The organism is Serratia sp. Res13-Sevr-LER1-36-b (genome assembly GCF_015673035.1).
Classification (GTDB): domain Bacteria; phylum Pseudomonadota; class Gammaproteobacteria; order Enterobacterales; family Enterobacteriaceae; genus Chania; species Chania fonticola_C.
Window position 1 is genome coordinate 1 of record NZ_JADACK010000019.1, and the last position, 19,348, is coordinate 19,348.

At 55.7% G+C, this 19,348-nt stretch carries 14 protein-coding genes; 5 read left to right on the forward strand and 9 right to left on the reverse strand.

Annotated elements, in window-relative coordinates; translation table 11 throughout:
• Positions 1–418 precede the first annotated feature (418 nt).
• The 4 genes from mtgA to IMQ33_RS13320 form a co-directional block, all read right to left on the reverse strand.
• Positions 419–1,150 carry a monofunctional biosynthetic peptidoglycan transglycosylase gene (gene mtgA, locus IMQ33_RS13305; RefSeq protein WP_065684733.1) on the reverse strand — a complete coding sequence of 244 codons (732 nt, stop codon included), beginning with the start codon at positions 1,148–1,150 and terminating at the stop codon, positions 419–421.
• The gene (elbB, locus tag IMQ33_RS13310; protein WP_186531506.1) at positions 1,147–1,800 is read right to left on the reverse strand and encodes an isoprenoid biosynthesis glyoxalase ElbB; all 654 of its coding nucleotides are present in this window, start codon (positions 1,798–1,800) and stop codon (positions 1,147–1,149) included. Before elbB ends, mtgA begins: the two co-directional genes overlap by 4 nt.
• Before the next feature lie 237 nt (positions 1,801–2,037).
• Positions 2,038–4,377 (reverse strand): aerobic respiration two-component sensor histidine kinase ArcB, encoded by a 2,340-nt coding sequence (arcB, locus tag IMQ33_RS13315; RefSeq protein ID WP_196062321.1) that lies wholly within the window; start codon positions 4,375–4,377, stop codon positions 2,038–2,040.
• A 114-nt stretch (positions 4,378–4,491) separates the two neighbouring features.
• A complete protein-coding gene (locus tag IMQ33_RS13320) occupies positions 4,492–5,418 on the reverse strand; it encodes a TIGR01212 family radical SAM protein (protein WP_024530633.1) in 927 nt (308 codons plus the stop codon).
• A gap of 695 nt (positions 5,419–6,113) precedes the next feature.
• Between IMQ33_RS13320 and gltB the strand changes: the two genes are divergently transcribed.
• Both gltB and IMQ33_RS13330 read left to right on the forward strand, forming a co-directional pair.
• Positions 6,114–10,574, forward strand: coding sequence for a glutamate synthase large subunit (gene gltB, locus IMQ33_RS13325; RefSeq protein ID WP_196062322.1), 4,461 nt, complete (start codon positions 6,114–6,116; stop codon positions 10,572–10,574).
• Between the two features lie 11 nt (positions 10,575–10,585).
• On the forward strand, positions 10,586–12,004 hold the full coding sequence (locus tag IMQ33_RS13330) for a glutamate synthase small subunit (RefSeq protein ID WP_065684736.1): 1,419 nt from the start codon (positions 10,586–10,588) through the stop codon (positions 12,002–12,004).
• Positions 12,005–12,139: 135 nt separating this feature from the next.
• On the opposite strand, the gene sspB is transcribed toward IMQ33_RS13330, so the two are convergent.
• The 5 genes from sspB to zapE all read right to left on the reverse strand — a co-directional run bounded on the left by sspB (position 12,140) and on the right by zapE (position 15,941).
• Positions 12,140–12,643 carry a ClpXP protease specificity-enhancing factor gene (gene sspB, locus IMQ33_RS13335; protein ID WP_196062323.1) on the reverse strand — a complete coding sequence of 168 codons (504 nt, stop codon included), beginning with the start codon at positions 12,641–12,643 and terminating at the stop codon, positions 12,140–12,142.
• 5 nt (positions 12,644–12,648) lie between these two features.
• Positions 12,649–13,290 (reverse strand): stringent starvation protein SspA, encoded by a 642-nt coding sequence (sspA, locus tag IMQ33_RS13340; RefSeq protein WP_024483694.1) that lies wholly within the window; start codon positions 13,288–13,290, stop codon positions 12,649–12,651.
• Positions 13,291–13,678: 388 nt separating this feature from the next.
• Positions 13,679–14,071: a 30S ribosomal protein S9 gene (gene rpsI, locus IMQ33_RS13345; protein ID WP_024483695.1), complete on the reverse strand. Its 393-nt coding sequence runs from the start codon at positions 14,069–14,071 to the stop codon at positions 13,679–13,681.
• Positions 14,072–14,086: 15 nt separating this feature from the next.
• Positions 14,087–14,515, reverse strand: a complete 429-nt coding sequence (gene rplM / locus IMQ33_RS13350; RefSeq protein WP_021180678.1) for a 50S ribosomal protein L13 — start codon at positions 14,513–14,515, stop codon at positions 14,087–14,089.
• Between the two features lie 295 nt (positions 14,516–14,810).
• Positions 14,811–15,941, reverse strand: a complete 1,131-nt coding sequence (zapE, locus tag IMQ33_RS13355) for a cell division protein ZapE (RefSeq protein ID WP_065684738.1) — start codon at positions 15,939–15,941, stop codon at positions 14,811–14,813.
• 231 nt (positions 15,942–16,172) lie between these two features.
• On the opposite strand from zapE, the gene zapG reads away from it, so the two are divergent.
• The 3 genes from zapG to degS all read left to right on the forward strand — a co-directional run bounded on the left by zapG (position 16,173) and on the right by degS (position 19,292).
• Positions 16,173–16,571 (forward strand): Z-ring associated protein ZapG, encoded by a 399-nt coding sequence (zapG, locus tag IMQ33_RS13360; protein WP_021180680.1) that lies wholly within the window; start codon positions 16,173–16,175, stop codon positions 16,569–16,571.
• A 199-nt stretch (positions 16,572–16,770) separates the two neighbouring features.
• Positions 16,771–18,144 (forward strand): serine endoprotease DegQ, encoded by a 1,374-nt coding sequence (gene degQ / locus IMQ33_RS13365; protein ID WP_065684739.1) that lies wholly within the window; start codon positions 16,771–16,773, stop codon positions 18,142–18,144.
• A gap of 89 nt (positions 18,145–18,233) precedes the next feature.
• The gene (gene degS / locus IMQ33_RS13370) at positions 18,234–19,292 is read left to right on the forward strand and encodes an outer membrane-stress sensor serine endopeptidase DegS (RefSeq protein ID WP_065684740.1); all 1,059 of its coding nucleotides are present in this window, start codon (positions 18,234–18,236) and stop codon (positions 19,290–19,292) included.
• Positions 19,293–19,348 lie beyond the last annotated feature (56 nt).

Genomic DNA, 19,348 nt, shown 5'->3' on the forward strand with positions numbered 1-19,348 from the left:
CTGACGAGTTGAGTCGATGTATACATCAAAAGTGTCTTTGGCAATGTCGATACCGACGGTTGCATGTTCAGTCATTTCAAGTCTCCCGGCCTTGTAAGATACGGGCTGGCTGATGCCGCCCTGGCAGCTGTTCGGGTTAACAGGAAAACTGACGCCACGCCATAAGCTCTCCCGCGGGCTTGTTGTCCCAGAGGGGAAACGGGCTGTGGCGTCAGGTACAACTCGGTTAAAGTCTACCCGCCTTTGGGCGGGTAATTAAAGTGTCTTTAAACATACAAGGGGACCGATCGAGTTCGTTGCCTCTTCTGAGTAATGACCTATCTTTCTTCTTACGCCCGACTTTCCGAAGCCGCACGGGGCAAGCACGCGCTCCGTTCAGCTCCCTCTCCCTGTGGGAGAGGGTTGGGGTGAGGGGTCATTATTTCAGATCGTTGGCCTTAAGAAATCCTTCCCCACCCAACTGGCGCATCTGGCGCATAATCCACTGTTGGCGTTGAACCACGTACCCCGAAGGGGCACCGGCCTTGAAACGATGCGGATTAGGCAGCACTGCCGCCAGCAGGGCAGCTTCAGACGCCGTCAAGCGGCTTGCCGGCTTGTGGAAAAAGTGCTGAGCCGCCGCTTCCACGCCGAAGATGCCGTCACCAAACTCGACGATATTCAGGTACACCGTCAAAATTCGCCGCTTGGTCCAAACCAGCTCAATACCCGCCGTTAGCCCAACTTCCAACCCTTTGCGCACCCAGCTACGCCCGTCCCACAAAAACAGGTTCTTTGCCGTTTGCTGAGAAAGGGTAGAAGCACCGCGGATGCGCGTTGGCCGCTTTTCGTTGTGGCTGATGGCCTTTTCAATGGCCGCAACATCAAACCCCCAGTGGTCGGGGAATTTCTGATCTTCTGCCGCCATCACTGCCAGCGCCATCGAGGGGGCAATATCGTCCATCGCTACCCAGTCGGAATGCGCCACATAGCCGAAATCCCCGCTCAGCCAGGCACCGAGCTGCCGCTCCACCATCACCGCAGAAAACGGCACCGGCAGAAAAGCGAACAGAATGATCCCCGCCAGCCACAGGCCAATAACCGCAAGAACGCCTCGCTTAAACCAAAACCACAGGCGAACAATCCACGATTTACGAGAAAACCTTATCATTCCACCAGATCCAGCACTCGTGACACCAGCTTATCAATTCCCTGCGCCGCCTCGCCGATCGACTGGGCCAACATGTAGGCCGGGGTCGTGACAACCTTGTTTTCAATATCAACCACGATGTCATCTACCGGGCAGATCACCGGCTCACCGCCCATGGCATCAATCACTTCCCCCAGATCGGGATCGTTACCAATGGTCAATCGTAACGGTTGATCGAGAACTTTCGGCAACAGCGTTGGAGCAATGCACATAAAACCCATTGGTTTGTTTCTCTTATGCATTTCCAGAATAAGCTTAGACAGATCGGGATCTACTGAACATTCCGCCCCTTGCGTGGCAAAGCTGCTCAAATTCTTCGCCGCACCAAATCCACCGGGCACAATCAGGGCATCCAACTGCTCGGCATCGGCCAGCGAAAGCGCCTGAATTTTGCCACGAGCGATGCGTGCCGACTCCAGCAAAACGTTGCGGCTCTCTGGCATTTCTTCGCCGGATAAATGATTAATAACATGCAGTTGTGCCTTGTCGGGTGCAAAGCAGACCGCCTGCGCACCGGCACGATCCAGAGCCAGCAAGGTAAGCACCGCCTCATGGATTTCTACCCCGTCATAAACACCACAACCACTCAGCACTACAGCGACCTGTTTCATCGACATTCTCCCAGCCAGGACCGCCGGCAAAGGCAGGCCCAGAGGCGACAAATACTAACTACATCACATATTTTAATGATTCTTCTAACAAGAGCGCTTACATTTGCTATGTTGTTCGCTGTATGATGTATACGAATTTTGTACCACCTGCTCTACCAGAACGCTAAAAACCAATACGCAGGTTAATGATTTCCCTGGTGTTGGCGCAATATTCGCGCACCCCGGCCTCGGCTGGGGTCATTTTTTTTCAGCGTTCTCTACCCAAGCTCGCAGCACCGCCACATCATTGCGCCATTCCTGCTTAAGCTCATCGACCCACTCCTGCACGTTGTCTTGCCAGGCTGGTAACGTTGGCGTCTGGATCTGCTGGGCCAGCTGTTGCAGATGTTTTAGCCCGACAGAGCCAGCGGCACCCTTGATTTTGTGCCCTTCTTCGGTGATCCCTTTCTCATCCTTCGCGGTCATGTTGGAATCCAGCACCGCCAGATACCCCGGCATCACCTGTTCAAACATCGCCAGGCTCTGATGGATCAGCTGCGGCCCCACCAGATCCATGTACTGCTCCAGCATTGCGGTATCCAATAACGATTCATTAATCTGCATCGACTTTTGCTCCGTTTTCTTTGTGGTATGTTGGGGTTGATGATCCCAGTAATGTTTGATCATCTTGGTCAAGGCCGGTACCGACAACGGCTTGCTCAGCACATCGTCCATGCCCGCTTCAAGATACTCTTTCTTGTCTTTCAGGACATTAGCTGTCAACGCAATCAACGGTGGCAGCGAGCGGCCCGCATAACGCTCGCGCAGCTCACGGGCGATATCCAGCCCGCTCATGTCCGGCAGTTGGATATCCAACAGGGCCAGATCGAACTCGTCCGGGTCGAACATGGCTAACGCATCGCGACCGTTCATGGCCACCGCAACGCTGTTGCCCAGCTTTTCCAACACCGAACGGGCCACGATCACGTTCAGTTCGATATCTTCCACCAGCAGGATATGCAACGCAGGTAGCGGCATTTCTTCCACCGCCTGGACCTCATTGACCACTTCCTCTACCGCAGGCGCCTTGATGGTCAAGGTGAAGCAAGAACCGTGCCCTTGCGCGCTGTTTACCGTGATATCCCCGCCCATACTCTGCGCCAGCCGTTTGGAGACCGCCAGACCGATCCCGGTGCCGGTCGCCGGACGCCCGCCGTTCTGGTCTTTGACCTGATAATACATGGCGAAAATCTTGTCTTGCTCATCCTGCGGGATCCCCATGCCTGAGTCTTCAACTTCAAACACGATCTGTTCCTGCTCTTCGCGCTTGACGCGCACCACGATCTGGCCTTGCTGGGTGAATTTCACCGCGTTCCCGATCAGGTTCCACAGGATCTGCCGCAGGCGCGTGCCGTCCGTAATGATTTTCTCCGGTAGCGGTAACTCGGGTTCCATCACGAACTGCAGCCCTTTCGGCTGCACCAGCAGGCCGGAGAGGTTCTCCAGATCCGCCAGGAAGCCGGTAAAGTCGACCGGCTGATTGTCCAACTGGACCTTACGCCGCTCGAGTTTATCCATCTCAATGATGTCGTTGAAAATATTACCCAGGGTGATGGCGCTGACGTGGATGGTTTTCAAATACTTCAATTGCTCATCGTTCAGCTCGGTATCGAGCAGAATTCGGCTCAGGCCGACGATGCCATTAAGCGGCGTACGAAGCTCGTGGCTGATCGTTGAGATAAAGGTGGTCTTCTCCCTGCTGGCATTCTCCAGCGCGTCCTGGTAGCGCTTACGCTCGGTTATATCGCGGCCAAAGCCCATCAGCCCATGACGTTTGCCCACGCGGTCGTAAAACGGCACCTTGCGCAGTTCAAAACAGGCCTTGCGACCGTCTGGGTACACCAGCCATTGTTCATAGGTCAGGGAGACGTTGTGGCGGAAAACTTTCTCATCGGTTTCGATGACTTTTTCGGCGATCTCTTTGCTGTAGACATCAAAGGGGGTCAGGCCGATCAGCTGTTTTTCGCTCTTGCCGGTCAGCAGCTCCATCGCCCGGTTGCAGCCGGAAAACTCTTTTTCTTCGTTGCGGTAGTAAACCAGATCGGGGGAGGCATCGAGGAAAGAGCGTAGCAATGCCGATTGTTGGCCCAATTCTACCTGTGCCTGTTCGCGCTGCTCCATCTCTTCGGTCAGCTTATCCATCACCTGTTGGCGATCTTGCTCCGCCTTGATACGGTCGGCAATTTCCTGATTGAGCTGGCTGATGTTCTCTTGCATCTGCTGGTTCAGCGCGAGATCGCGATTGCGCATCTCCTCAAGCTTATCCACCAGCCGAGCCAGGCGCTGACGCGACTCTTCCAGTTGCTCCACCACCACCGAAAGGAAGTAAACCGCCCACGGCGTGATCAGCAGGCCGAAGAAAATGGAGCGCACCACGTCGATGCTTTCCACTTCACCACGCAGCAGCATGGTGACCGCCATTTGCACCACCATCGCCAGTATCACCAGCGCTGAAGCCAGCAACAGTGAAAAGCGCACCAGCCCCAGTTTTACCATCAAATCAACATAGTACTGGGCTAACACCCGGATTTGCTTCATGAGCCATTCCCAACAGACATAATCTCTCAAATCATACCGTAAAATGCGGTTAAGATAAGAAACCTTACTGTGAACTGTGGGAATGGTTGCAATTCGCAACCTGAGAACGGGGTTTTAAGGCAGGTATTGCTGGTCTGCGGCCAAAGCCGAACCCTGGCCACCATGCCGCTGAAGATAGCCGCCGACGGCCTGCATTCCGTTCCAACGGTTTTCGCACCATAATGGTGCCAACAGGGTGGGCCGACGGGCGCTGGCCGAGATGCGGTGGTAGATAATCTCCTTCGGCGTATGGCGGATCATTTCCCCGGCGCTGAATGCGTAATCCTCCAGCGACAGCTCAGGCAAACGCCCCGCCTGCCAGGCTCGTGCCATGGTGCTACCGGTGACGATATGCAGCGGGTGCAGCTTGATGCCGTCTACCCCACTCTCAGCCACCGCTTGCAGCGTGGCCAAATGGTGTTGATGAGTCTCTCCGGGCAGGCCAACGATCAGGTGGCTGCATACCTTCAGGCCGCGTTCCCGCGCCAGGCGGCTGGTCTGCTGGTAACAGGAGAAATTGTGGCCACGGTTGATGCGCTTTAGCGTTTTATCGTGCGCCGTTTGCAGCCCCAGCTCCAGCCACACCTCGAAGCCCTGCTCACGGTAGCCTGCCAGCAGATCGAGCGCCGCCTCTGGCACGCAGTCTGGCCGGGTGCCGACACAGATACCCACCATCTCAGCCTGCGTCAGCGCCTGGCGGTACATGTTGGCCAACAGTTCGACTTCGGCATAGGTGCTGGTATAAGCCTGGAAATAGGCCAGATAGCGCTTGGCCCGGTTAACTTTCTGCGCCTGAATGGCCAGTTGCTCCGCAATGCTTTGCTGCTGCATCTGCTCATCGGCAAAAGAGGCCACGTTGCAGAAAGTACAGCCGCCGCGCCCCAGCGTGCCGTCGCGGTTTGGGCAGCTAAACCCACCGTGCAGCGTGAGTTTGTGGATCTTCTCCCCATAACGGCGCTGAAGATCGCTACCAAACATATTGACTAATTGCGGCAACTGCATAATCTTGGTGTCTCTCTGTGTTTGAAGGCCGTTATGCTAATAAGAAACGGCTTTTCCCGCGATGACAGGGATCAACGCTTTTCCCCAAAGGCCGCCGTAGGCATAACTATTCATTATTAGTGCAAATAAAATCATTTTTATCTCGATGAAAGTTTCTAATCCTCAGCGCACTGTTAACAGCTTTATGACAAAGCGATGAAAAATAGTTATAAACAACAATAAATATAAATTTACCAGAATAAAATTCTGGCATTGCCGCCAGCACTAGCACGGTGCAGAGATTCAGGCATTGCACTATAGTGAGACAGCTCACATTTTTGCGGCACTTCCCCTGCCTTTCCATCGCGCCAAAAAGGTCTGAAAAAACTTATTTTTCATCATCATAAACCTCATGCAAGCCATCAAAAACCTTGTTAAGCCTATATTTGACCTGCGTATTCTTTCTCGCTAAGTTGGAGGTCCGCTGGAAGCTTTCTGGACGGGCAAACGTCTCGTCATAATTATGCAGTAATTTAAGACTCCCTCTTAAAACAAGTCATTTACCACTTGTGAGAACCGTCACGAGAGGCCATTGATGGAGGGCGGAAAAGCAGATTGGCGATATTAACCTTGCTGATTGGACTTCTGCCTGAAATTGAGCAGGCCCTTCGCAGTGGGTTGTAAGAGTCACACAGAGCCTGGGGAGGTTCACTGATATGCTGTACGATAAATCCCATGAGAGGGACAACTGTGGTTTCGGCCTGATCGCCCACATAGAAGGCGAACCTAGTCACAAAGTGGTGAGGACCGCTATTCACGCACTGGCCCGTATGCAACACCGTGGTGCAATTCTTGCTGACGGCAAGACTGGCGACGGTTGCGGCCTGTTATTGCAAAAGCCCGATCGCTTTTTCCGCATGGTGGCGGAAGAGCGCGGCTGGCGTTTAGCCAAGAACTACGCCGTTGGCATGATGTTCCTCAGCCAGAACGAAGAGGAAGCCCGTGCCAGCCGCCGCATTGTTGAAGAAGAGCTGCAGAACGAAACGCTGTCGATCGTCGGCTGGCGCGAAGTTCCTACCAACCCGGACGTTCTGGGTGAAATCGCCCTCTCTTCCCTGCCGCGTATTGAACAGATTTTCGTGAACGCCCCTGCGGGCTGGCGTCCACGCGATATGGAACGCCGCCTGTTTGTGGCCCGTCGCCGTATCGAGAAGCGCGTCCAGGACGACAGCTTCTATGTGTGCAGTTTCTCCAACCTGGTGACGATCTACAAAGGTCTGTGCATGCCAGCCGATCTGCCACGCTTCTATCTGGATCTGGCCGATCTGCGGCTGGAATCGGCCATCTGCCTGTTCCACCAGCGCTTCTCAACCAATACCGTGCCGCGCTGGCCTTTGGCACAGCCGTTCCGCTATCTGGCGCACAACGGTGAGATCAACACCATCACCGGTAACCGCCAGTGGGCACGTGCCCGTACCTACAAGTTCCAGACCCCACTGATCCCGGATTTGCAAGCCGCCGCGCCTTTCGTTAACGAAACCGGCTCCGACTCCAGCTCGCTGGATAACATGCTGGAGCTGTTACTGGCAGGCGGTATGGATCTGATCCGTGCCATGCGTTTGCTGGTGCCACCGGCCTGGCAGAACAACCCGGATATGGACACCGATCTGCGCGCCTTCTTTGACTTCAACTCGATGCACATGGAGCCGTGGGACGGCCCGGCGGGCATCGTGATGTCTGACGGCCGCTACGCCGCCTGTAACCTGGACCGTAACGGTCTGCGTCCTGCGCGCTACGTCATCACCAAAGACAAGCTGATCACCTGTGCCTCGGAAGTGGGCATCTGGGATTACCAGCCGGATGAAGTCATCGAAAAAGGCCGTGTCGGGCCAGGCGAGCTGATGGTGATCGACACCCGCAGCGGCAAGATCCTGCACTCCGCCGAAACCGACAACGATCTGAAAAGCCGCCACCCGTATAAAGAGTGGATGGAGAAGAACGTCAAACGTCTGGTGCCGTTCGAAGACCTGCCGGAAGATCAGGTGGGCAGCCGCGAGCTGGATGACGCCACGCTGGAAACCTACCAAAAGCAGTTCGGCTACAGCAGCGAAGAGCTGGACCAGGTGATCCGGGTACTGGGCGAGATCGGCCAGGAAGCTACCGGTTCGATGGGTGATGACACCCCGTTCGCCGTGCTTTCCAGCCGTCCGCGCATCATTTATGACTATTTCCGCCAGCAGTTCGCTCAGGTCACCAACCCGCCGATCGATCCGCTGCGTGAAGCCCACGTGATGTCTCTGGCTACCAGCATCGGCCGCGAGATGAACGTATTCTGCGAAGCCGAAGGCCAGGCCCACCGCCTGAGCTTCAAATCGCCAATCCTGCTGTATTCAGACTTCAAGCAGCTCACTACGCTGGAAGGCGAATATTATCGTGCCGACACCCTCGATCTGACCTTCGATCCAGCGGAGCAGGATCTGGAGCAGACCATCCATGCCCTGTGCGATGAAGCGGAACGTAAAGTCCGTGACGGCGCAGTGTTGCTGGTACTGTCCGACCGTGCCATCAGCAACCAGCGTCTGCCGGTACCCGCGCCAATGGCGGTGGGGGCGATCCAGACCCGTCTGGTGGACAAGAACCTGCGCTGCGATGCCAACATCATCGTTGAAACCGCCAGCGCCCGCGACCCGCACCACTTCGCCGTGTTGCTGGGCTTCGGTGCCACCGCTGTCTACCCGTATCTGGCCTACGAAACGCTGGCCAAGCTGGTCGATAGCCAGGCGATCGACAAGAAATACCGCGACGTGATGCTCAACTACCGCAACGGCATCAATAAAGGGCTGTACAAGATCATGTCCAAAATGGGCATCTCGACTATCGCCTCTTACCGCTGTTCCAAACTGTTTGAAGCCGTCGGCCTGCACCGTGACCTGTCCGATCTCTGTTTCCAGGGTGTGGTCAGCCGCATCGGCGGTGCCAGCTTCAGCGACTTCCAGCAAGATCTGCAAAACCTGTCCAAACGCGCCTGGCTGAAACGCAAGCCGCTGGATCAAGGTGGCCTGCTGAAGTTCGTCCACAATGGCGAATACCATGCGTATAACCCAGACGTGGTGAACTCGCTGCAAAAAGCGGTGCACAGCGGTGAATACAGCGATTACCAGGCTTATGCCAAGCTGGTGAACGAGCGCCCGATTGCCACACTGCGCGATCTGCTGGCGATCACCCCGAAAGGCGCGCCGATCCCGGTCGATCAGGTTGAACCGGCCGAATCGCTGTTCAAACGTTTCGATACCGCCGCCATGTCCATCGGGGCACTCAGCCCGGAAGCCCATGAGTCGCTGGCGATTGCCATGAACAGCCTGGGCGGTTTCTCCAACTCCGGTGAAGGCGGTGAAGATCCGGCGCGCTACGGCACCAACAAGGTTTCCCGTATCAAGCAGGTGGCCTCTGGCCGCTTCGGTGTGACACCAGCCTATCTGGTGAACGCCGACGTGATCCAGATAAAGGTCGCCCAAGGTGCCAAGCCGGGTGAAGGTGGTCAGTTGCCTGGTGATAAGGTCACGCCGTATATCGCCAAACTGCGTTATTCGGTGCCGGGTGTTACCCTGATCTCGCCTCCGCCGCATCACGATATCTATTCGATTGAAGATTTGGCACAGCTGATTTTCGATCTGAAACAGGTGAACCCGAAGGCGATGATTTCGGTGAAGCTGGTTTCCGAGCCGGGCGTGGGCACCATTGCCACCGGCGTAGCGAAAGCCTATGCCGATCTGATCACCATTGCCGGTTACGACGGTGGTACCGGCGCAAGCCCGCTGTCATCGGTTAAGTACGCTGGCTGTCCGTGGGAGCTTGGCCTGGTGGAAACCCAGCAGGCGCTGGTAGCCAACGGCCTGCGCCACAAAATCCGCCTGCAGGTGGATGGTGGCCTGAAAACCGGCGTCGACATTGTTAAGGCTGCCATTCTGGGTGCAGAGAGCTTTGGCTTCGGCACCGGCCCGATGGTCGCACTGGGCTGTAAATACCTGCGTATCTGCCACTTGAACAACTGCGCGACCGGCGTGGCAACTCAAGATGAAAAACTGCGCCGCGATCACTATCACGGCCTGCCAGAACGCGTGACCAACTACTTCCAGTTCATCGCTCGGGAAACCCGCGAGATCATGGCTACGCTGGGCGTCAGCCAACTGGTCGATCTGATTGGTCGCACCGAGTTCCTGACCGAGCTCGACGGCATCTCCGCCAAGCAGAACAAGCTGGATCTGTCGCCGTTGCTGAAAACCGCTACGCCACACGTGGGCAAAGCCCTGCACTGCACCGAAAGCAGCAACCCGCCGTTCGATCAGGGCTTGCTGAACAAGGAGCTGATGGCACAGGCGCAACCGCATATCGAGGCCAAGCACAGCAAGACCTTCTATTTCGATATCCGTAACACCGATCGTTCCGTCGGCGCGACCTTGTCAGGGGCTATTGCCACGCTGCATGGCGACCAAGGGATGGCTGCCGATCCGATCAAGGCACATTTCTCCGGTACCGCAGGCCAGAGCTTCGGCGTGTGGAATGCCGGCGGCGTTGAGCTGACCCTGACCGGCGATGCCAACGACTACGTCGGTAAAGGCATGGCCGGTGGCCGTATCGCCGTGCGTCCGCCGGTGGGCTCTGCCTTCCGCAGCCACGAGGCCAGCATCATCGGCAACACCTGCCTGTACGGCGCAACCGGCGGCAAGCTGTTCGCCGCAGGCCGTGCCGGTGAGCGTTTCGCCGTACGTAACTCCGGGGCAATTACCGTAGTTGAAGGCATTGGTGATAACGGCTGTGAATACATGACCGGTGGCATCGTCTGCGTATTGGGCAAGACCGGCATCAACTTTGGTGCAGGCATGACCGGCGGCTTCGCCTATGTACTGGACGAAGACGGCGAGTTCCGCAAACGCGTCAACCCGGAACTGGTGGAAGTGCTGGACGTCGATCAACTGGCGATCCATGAAGAGCACCTGCGCGGTTTGATCACCGAACACGTGCAGTTGACCGGTTCATCACGGGCAGAAGAGATCTTGGCTAACTGGCCGGTATGGGCGCCGAAGTTTGCGCTGGTCAAACCGAAGTCCAGTGATGTCAAAGCATTGTTGGGTCACCGTAGTCGTTCCGCAGCCGAGCTGCGGGTTCAGGCGCAGTAAGGGGTCATTGAATGAGTCAGAACGTTTATCAATTTATCGACCTGCAGCGCGTTGATCCGCCAAAGAAACCGCTGAAGATCCGCAAAATTGAGTTTGTAGAGATCTATGAACCCTTTTCGGAAACCCAGGCGAAATCACAGGCCGACCGTTGCCTGTCCTGCGGCAACCCCTATTGCGAATGGAAATGCCCGGTTCACAACTATATTCCGAACTGGCTGAAGCTGGCGAATGAAGGCCGCATCATGGAGGCGGCGGATCTGGCACACCAGACCAACAGCCTGCCGGAAGTGTGTGGTCGCGTTTGCCCGCAAGATCGCCTGTGCGAAGGTTCCTGTACCCTGAACGATGAGTTTGGCGCGGTGACCATCGGCAATATCGAGCGTTACATCAGCGATAAAGCCATCGAGATGGGCTGGAAGCCGGATATGTCCCACGTGCACCCAACCGGTAAGCGGGTGGCCGTTATTGGCGCTGGCCCGGCGGGCCTGGCCTGTGCCGACGTGTTGACCCGTAACGGCGTCAAAGCGGTGGTTTACGATCGTCATCCGGAAATCGGCGGCCTGCTGACCTTCGGCATTCCGGCCTTTAAGCTGGAAAAAGAGGTGATGGTAAAACGCCGCGGCATCTTCAGCGAGATGGGTATCGAGTTCCAGCTCAATACTGAAGTCGGTAAAGATATCACCATGGATGCGCTGCTGAGCGAATACGATGCGGTGTTCCTCGGCGTAGGTACCTACCAATCGATGCGTGGTGGATTGGAAAACGAAGAGGCACCGGGCGTGTACGATGCGCTGCCGTTCCTGATCGCCAACACCAAGCAGCTGATGGGTTACCAGCCAGAACAGCACGAGCCGTATGTCAGCATGGAAGGCAAGCGTGTGGTGGTACTAGGGGGTGGTGACACCGCCATGGACTGCGTACGCACCTCTATTCGTCAGGGCGCGACTCAGGTCATCTGTGCCTATCGCCGGGATGAAGCGAACATGCCGGGTTCCAAACGCGAAGTGAAGAATGCGCGCGAGGAAGGGGTCGAGTTCCAGTTCAACCTGCAGCCGTTGAGCATTGAGCTTAACAGCGCGGGACGCGTCGCTGGCGTCAAGATGGTGCGTACTCAGTTGGGTGCCCCGGATGCCAATGGCCGCCAGGTTGCCGAACAGGTGCCAGGTTCTGAGCACGTGATCGACGCCGATGCGGTGGTGATGGCCTTTGGCTTCCGCCCGCACCAGATGGACTGGTTGGCTGCGCACGACGTGCAGTTGGACAAGCAGGGCCGCATCGTGGCACCGGAATCGGTCGATAATGCTTTCCAGACCAGCAACCCGAAGATCTTCGCCGGTGGTGATGCGGTTCGCGGTTCCGATCTGGTGGTTACCGCGATTGCCGAGGGGCGCAAAGCTGCCGAAGGCATCATGTGTTATCTGGAAGTGTGATTTACACCTCTACGTTCTCCCAAAGGGTCGGCATGCCGGCCCTTTGCTTTTACCTTCCGGATACCCAACTTGCCGATCTACAGGCAATAAAAAAGGCACAACCTGAGTTGCACCTTTTTCCCTGCCTGCCGTAGCTTACTTCACGACACGCAACGCCGGACGGCCACCACCGCGTGGCAGCTGAGGCGGTTCATCATCAGGGCCGTTATCGTCTTCCAAGCTATCCTGAGGATCGCTATCAACCACTGACATCAGGCTACCCGTTGGGCTAGACACCTCTTCCAGCCCTTCGAAAGCCCCTTCATCTTCATACTTGGCTTCCGGTTCAAACAGGGTACCAGCCCCGTTCTCCCGCGCATAAATCGCCAGCACGGCCGCCATTGGCACCAGCACCTGACGAGGTACGCCACCAAAGCGCGCGTTGAAGGTCACTTCGTCGTCACCCAGTTGCAGGTTGCCTACGGCACGCGGAGCAATGTTCAGCACAATCTGACCATCGCGTGCAAATTCCATCGGAACCTGCACGTCTGGGCGCATTACGTCCACGACCAGATGCGGAGTCAGTTGGTTATCCAACAGCCAGTCATAGAATGCCCGCAAAAGATAAGGACGGCGCGGGGTCATCTGAGACATATCCATGATGCTTAGCCCCGAGTCTGCAGGCGCATTTCGCGCTCGGCTTCGGTCAGAGAGGCCAGGAATGCATCACGCTCGAAGACGCGGGTCATGTAGCCTTTCAGCTCTTTGGAGCCGGCACCGCTCAGTTCGATACCCAGTTGCGGCAAACGCCACAGCAGCGGGGCCAGGTAGCAGTCTACCAGGCTGAACTCTTCGCTCATGAAATACGGGGTCTGGCCGAAGATTGGCGCAATCGCCAGCAGCTCTTCGCGCAGTTGACGGCGTGCTGATTCAGCTTCCTGGCCGTTGCTCTGCTCGATTTTGTACATCAGCGTGTACCAGTTTCTCTCGATACGCAGCATCATCAGACGGCTTTCACCACGTGCCACCGGATACACCGGCATCAACGGCGGGTGAGGGAAACGCTCATCAAGGTATTCCATGATGATACGGGATTCATACAGCGTCAGCTCGCGATCGACCAACGTCGGTACCGTTTGGTATGGGTTGAGGTCGATCAGATCCTGCGGCAGATTATCGGGTTCTACCTGCTCGATCTCGACGCTGACGCCTTTTTCCGCCAGTACGATACGTACTTGATGGCTAAAGATGTCGGTCGGGCCAGAGAACAGCGTCATTACCGAACGTTTGTTGGCAGCGACAGCCATGAAAACCTCCAAGTTATCTAGAAAATGCGGCGAATAGCCAAAATACCCATCACTCCACGAGCCATTGCGTTGTTGCCGCCTGGCTGCGACGTGAAATTGATTGGGTATCTCAGGCTGCTATCCTGAATAATCGTGACCGCAAGCCAGCAGCTCACAGATAAACCTTAGGTCTGGAAAACGGCCCCGGAGGTAGACTGACAGCACTGCACGGCGAACAGGCGCAAAAGTGGATGATAGTTTACCAGATTTTGACTGTTTTGTGGTGGCTATGCGTTGATTTATCACCTAGCTCACTGATTTTAATGAATTTTAATCTGATTGCAGGCATAAAAAAACCCGCCAAAGAGGCGGGTTTTTCGCGTAAATCGTCCTGCCGAAGCAGAAAAAATTAACGCTTGGAGAACTGCGGACGGCGACGTGCTTTACGCAGACCGACTTTCTTACGCTCAACTTTACGCGCGTCACGAGTGACGAAGCCAGCTTTACGCAATTCACCACGCAGAGTCTCGTCGTACTCCATCAGTGCACGGGTGATACCGTGACGGATAGCGCCAGCTTGACCAGAGATGCCACCACCTTTAACGGTGATGTACAAATCGAATTTGCCAACCATGTCGATCAGTTCCAGCGGTTGACGAACTACCATGCGGGCAGTTTCGCGACCGAAGTACTGTTCCAGGCTGCGCTGGTTAATAACGATGTTACCACTGCCCGGCTTGATAAAAACGCGAGCGGCGGAGCTTTTGCGGCGACCAGTGCCGTAGTATTGATTTTCAGCCATTGCCTATAATCCCGATTAGATGTCAAGAACTTGCGGTTGCTGTGCCGCGTGAGTGTGCTCGGTGCCCGCGTAAACTTTCAGTTTACGGAACATTGCACGACCCAACGGACCCTTTGGCAGCATGCCTTTAACCGCGATTTCAATCACGCGCTCAGGACGGCGGGCAATCATCTCTTCAAAGGTCGCTTGCTTGATACCACCGATGTGGCCGGTGTGGTGGTAATACACCTTGTCTGTACGCTTGTTGCCGGTTACAGCAACTTTTTCTGCGTTCAGAACGATGATGTAGTCACCGGTATCAACGTGCGGGGTGTATTCCGCTTTATGCTTGCCGCGCAGACGACGAGCCAGTTCAGTAGCGAGACGGCCTAAAGTTTTACCGTCTGCATCAACAACATACCAGTCACGTTTTACGGTTTCTGGTTTAGCTGTAAAAGTTTTCATTAGAAAGCTTACCCAATAATTTAGTTACACGTAGGTGTTCACCCAACGCTCGAAAACAGTTGAGGCTCACACGACCATACAAGTCCAGCAAACCTACCCCTTCGAATAGCCATTGCCGGCACTATACAAAGTTTTGGGAAAAAAACTTTGTTGTAACGTGGGGTCGCAAGATTATAGAGAAGTCGCTCACAAAGGTCGACCTGTTTTTACCGGGAAAACGGATTTAACGCAGGGGACCGATTTGGCGACGATAACCGGGGATGAAACTGGGCCTGAAAGCCAGGCCCGGCGCCGTTTACGGCAGATGAGGCAGCTTCAGATACTCCTCGCTCTGCATCTCTTGCAGGCGGGACAGGCAACGCTGAAACTCGAACTTCAGCTGTTCACCCTGGTAGATCTCGAACATCGAAGCTTCGGCGGCGATCACCAGTTTGACGTGGCGCTCGTAGAATTCGTCCACCAGCGCCAGGAAGCGGCGGGCGGTGTTTTCCTTCAGCGGCCCCATAATGCGCACATTATACAGCATTACGCTGTGATAGAGGCGTGACAATGCGATGTAATCCAGTTGGCTACGCGGCTCTTCACACAGGGTATGAAAATCGATCGCCAATACCCCTTCCACAGCACGCAAGGTAGGCATTGGCCGGTGATTGATTTGCAGCACCGGAGCTTCTTCCCCGGCGTGGCCCGCCAGCTTGAGGAAAATGTGATCCATCGTGTCCTGCGTTTGCTGATTGAGCGGAGTCAGATACAGATGGGCCTGCGTCAGGGTACGTAACCGGTAATCGATGCCCGCATCCACGTTCATCACGTCGCAATACTCGTTGATCAAATCGATCGCCGGTAGGAAGCGTGCGCGTTGCAGCCCGTTACGATACAGGTTGTCTGGAATAATGTTAGAGGTAGCCACCAGCGTAATGCCGCGAGCGAACAGCGCCTGCAACAGCGTTGCCAGCAGCATGGCGTCGGTGATGTCGGAGACAAAGAACTCGTCAAAACACAGCACGTCCGTTTGCGCCTTGAAGCCGTCCGCGACGATCTCCAGCGGGTTTTCCTGCCCTTGCAACTCCGTCAGCTCTTCGTGCACCCGCAGCATAAAGCGGTGAAAGTGCAGCCGCAGTTTGCGATCGCCGGGCAGGCTGTGGAAAAACAGGTCCATCAGCCAGGTTTTACCCCGGCCAACGCCACCCCACATATACAGCCCCTGTACCGGCCGCTGCGCGGTGGTTTCCTCACTCTTGCCTAACCAACGGCTAAGCAGGTTACGGCGCTTGCCAGCATTAGCGGCGGCAGGAGCCGGGAGCTGCTGCAACGCCTGATAGATCTGATCCAACTGCGTGACGGCCTGGCGCTGAACCGCATCGGCCTGATATTCCCCCGCATCCAGCGCCTGCTGGTAGCGTGATAACGGTGACTGTGCCTGCATGTATTCGCAATCCCTAACAACGCTGAGAATTTATTTATCCGATTTTCGCGGCGGATGGCAGCCGCTTCGCACCCTGATCGCCACATTTATCGGCGTTGTACCCCAAGAAAACCCCTGCAAACTGCAGGTATTGGCTTATCAGGATTCCACTCGGACAAGGTTAACGGTTATAGTGGATATTATTAAGTGAAAAAATCCCTGCGGAACAACGAAGTCAAAATAGGAGTCATCATGACCTGGGAGTATGCGCTGATTGGTTTGGTGGTCGGTATCGTGATCGGTGCGGTAGCGATGCGTTTTGGTAACAGTAAATTACGTCAGCAACAGGTGCTGCAAAACGAACTGGATAAAAGCAAAACCGAGCTTGAAGAGTACCGTCAGGAGCTGGTTGGCCATTTTGCCCGCAGTGCCGAACTGCTGGATAACATGGCGCGCGACTATCGCCAGCTGTATCAACATATGGCGAAAAGCTCCAATAACCTGCTGCCGGATCTGCCGATGCAGGACAACCCGTTCCGCTATCGTCTGACCGAAGCGGAAGCGGATAACGATCAGGCGCCAGTGGAAATGCCACGTGACTATTCAGAAGGGGCCTCCGGCCTGCTGCGCGGCGCACCACGCGGTAATTGATTCCCCGTTATACTGACCCGTGGGGTAACCCCACGGGTTGTTCACTTTGTTCGTCCCTAATTCCCCGCCCTGACTATGCTTACTCTTGACGATTAAGTGAACTTTTCGCGTAAATTCATTGTCCTACACTACACAAATGGTATTGCTATGGCAGTATCGTCAAAAATTTCACCGGCAGATTTTGAGAGAGCTATAACCAATGAAGAAAAGATCTTTAATTCTTAGTGCATTAGCAATGAGCATTAGCCTGACATTTGCCTCCGTCCCTGCAGCTAACGCAGCCATGCCTGCCGCCGTTGCTGGTGAGTCGCTGCCAAGCCTGGCGCCGATGCTGGAAAAAGTGCTGCCCGCCGTCGTTAGCGTGCGTGTAGAAGGCACTCAGGTACAGCGCCAGCCACAGCTGCCAGAACAGTTTAAATTCTTCTTTGGCCCTAACATGCCTACACCGAAAGAAAGCACTCGCCCGTTTGAAGGGCTGGGTTCCGGTGTGATTATCGACGCGGCGAAGGGTTACATCCTCACCAACAACCACGTCATCAACAACGCCGACAAGATCAGCGTGCAGCTCAATGATGGCCGCGAATATGACGCCAAGCTGATTGGCCGCGACGAACAGTCTGACATTGCTCTGCTGCAGGTCAGCGATGTCAAAAACCTGACGGCGGTAAAAATCGCTGACTCCGACAAGCTGCGCGTCGGCGACTTCGCCGTAGCCGTCGGTAACCCGTTCGGCCTTGGTCAGACGGCGACCTCCGGCATCATCTCCGCACTGGGCAGAAGCGGCCTGAGCCTGGAAGGGCTGGAAAACTTCATCCAGACCGATGCCTCCATCAACCGTGGTAACTCCGGCGGCGCGCTGGTGAACCTGAATGGTGAGCTGATCGGTATCAACACCGCGATCCTGGCACCGGGCGGCGGCAACATCGGTATCGGCTTCGCCATTCCAAGTAACATGGCACAGAACCTGAGCAAGCAGCTGATTGAGTTTGGCGAAGTGAAGCGCGGCCTGCTGGGCATCAAAGGCAGTGAAATGACCGCCGATATGGCGAAAGCATTCAATACGGATGCCCAACGCGGGGCCTTTATCAGTGAAGTAATGCCAAAATCCGCCGCAGCCAAAGCCGGGATCAAAGCCGGTGACATTCTGGTCTCCCTGGATGGCAAGCCGATCAGCAGCTTTGCCGAGCTGCGTGCCAAAGTGGGCACCACCGCACCGGGCACTACCGTTAAAATAGGCCTGCTGCGTGAAGGCAAACCCATGGAGGTTGCCGTCACCCTGGATAACAGCGAAAGCGTATCAACCAATGCCGAAACGCTGTCGCCTGCGCTGCAAGGTGCCTCTCTCACCAACGGTGCGCTGCCAAACGGTGATAAAGGCGTGAAGATCGACAAGGTGGATAAAGGCACTCCGGCGGCGCAGTTTGGCCTGCAGAAAGGGGATGTGATCATCGGCGTCAACCGTCAGCGCGTTGAAAACATCAACGCACTGCGTAAACTGCTTGAGGCCAAACCGGCGGTGATGGCGTTGAACATCGTACGTGGCGACGAAAACATTTATCTGTTGCTGCGTTAATTTGTTGCGAAACCGGGCGCGCCAGCATACTGCGCCCGGTTAAGTCGTGCTATCCTCCGTTCATCTTCCCCAACACTAACTAAAACTCTATGTTTGCTAAGCTCTTGCGTTCTATTGTTATTGGTTTGGTCGTTGCCGGTATACTGCTGGCCGCCCTGCCCGTATTGCGTTCCGCCAATAACATATTCGCCAGCAAATCTGAGAATACCAGCGATCAAACGCCGGCCAGCTATAACACCGGCGTGCGCCGGGCTGCCCCTGCCGTCGTCAACATCTACAACCGTAATATCAGCGGCGCGACCAACGTGCTCTCCCTGGGTTCCGGTGTGATCATGAACGATCGCGGCTACATCATTACCAACCGCCACGTAATCAAAGACGCCCAGCAGATCACCGCCGTACTGCAAGATGGCCGCCGCTATGAGGCGTTATTGGTCGGCTCCGATAGCCTGACCGACCTGGCCGTACTTAAAATCGATCCGGGCAACTTGCCAGTGATCCCAATCAATACCGCACGCCCCGCTCGCATCGGTGATGTGGCGCTGGCGATCGGTAACCCGTACAACCTTGGGCAAACCGTTACCCAGGGCATTATCAGCGCCACCGGGCGTATCAGCCTGAGCACCACCGGGCGACAAACCTTCCTGCAAACCGATGCTTCAATCAACCGGGGTAACTCCGGCGGTGCGCTGGTTAACTCCCTGGGTGAGCTGATGGGCATCAACACGCTGACCTATGACAAGATCACCGATGGCGAAACACCAGAGGGGCTAGGCTTTGCCATCCCGGTAGAGCTGGCGACCAAGATCATGGATAAGCTGATCCGTGATGGCCGGGTGATCCGCGGCTACTTTGGTATTCAGGGCAAAGAGATTATCCCGGTGCGCACCTCGGCGACCGGCATCGATCGCCTGCAGGGGATCATTGTGACAGAAATTACCCCTAACGGCCCAGCCGCCAATGCCGGGTTCCGTATTAATGACATCATCATTAACGTCGATAACAAACCGGCGGTGTCGGTATTGGAGACGATGGACCAGGTGGCGGAGATCCGCCCTGGGACGGAGATCCCGGTGGTGGTGTTGCGCGATGGGCAACGTATTACGCTGCATATGGCGGTGGGTGAGTTCCCGGAAGATAATAACTGACAGCAAAAAGCCCGGCAAGCCGGGCTTTATTCGCACAAAAAAGATAAAACTGTCGA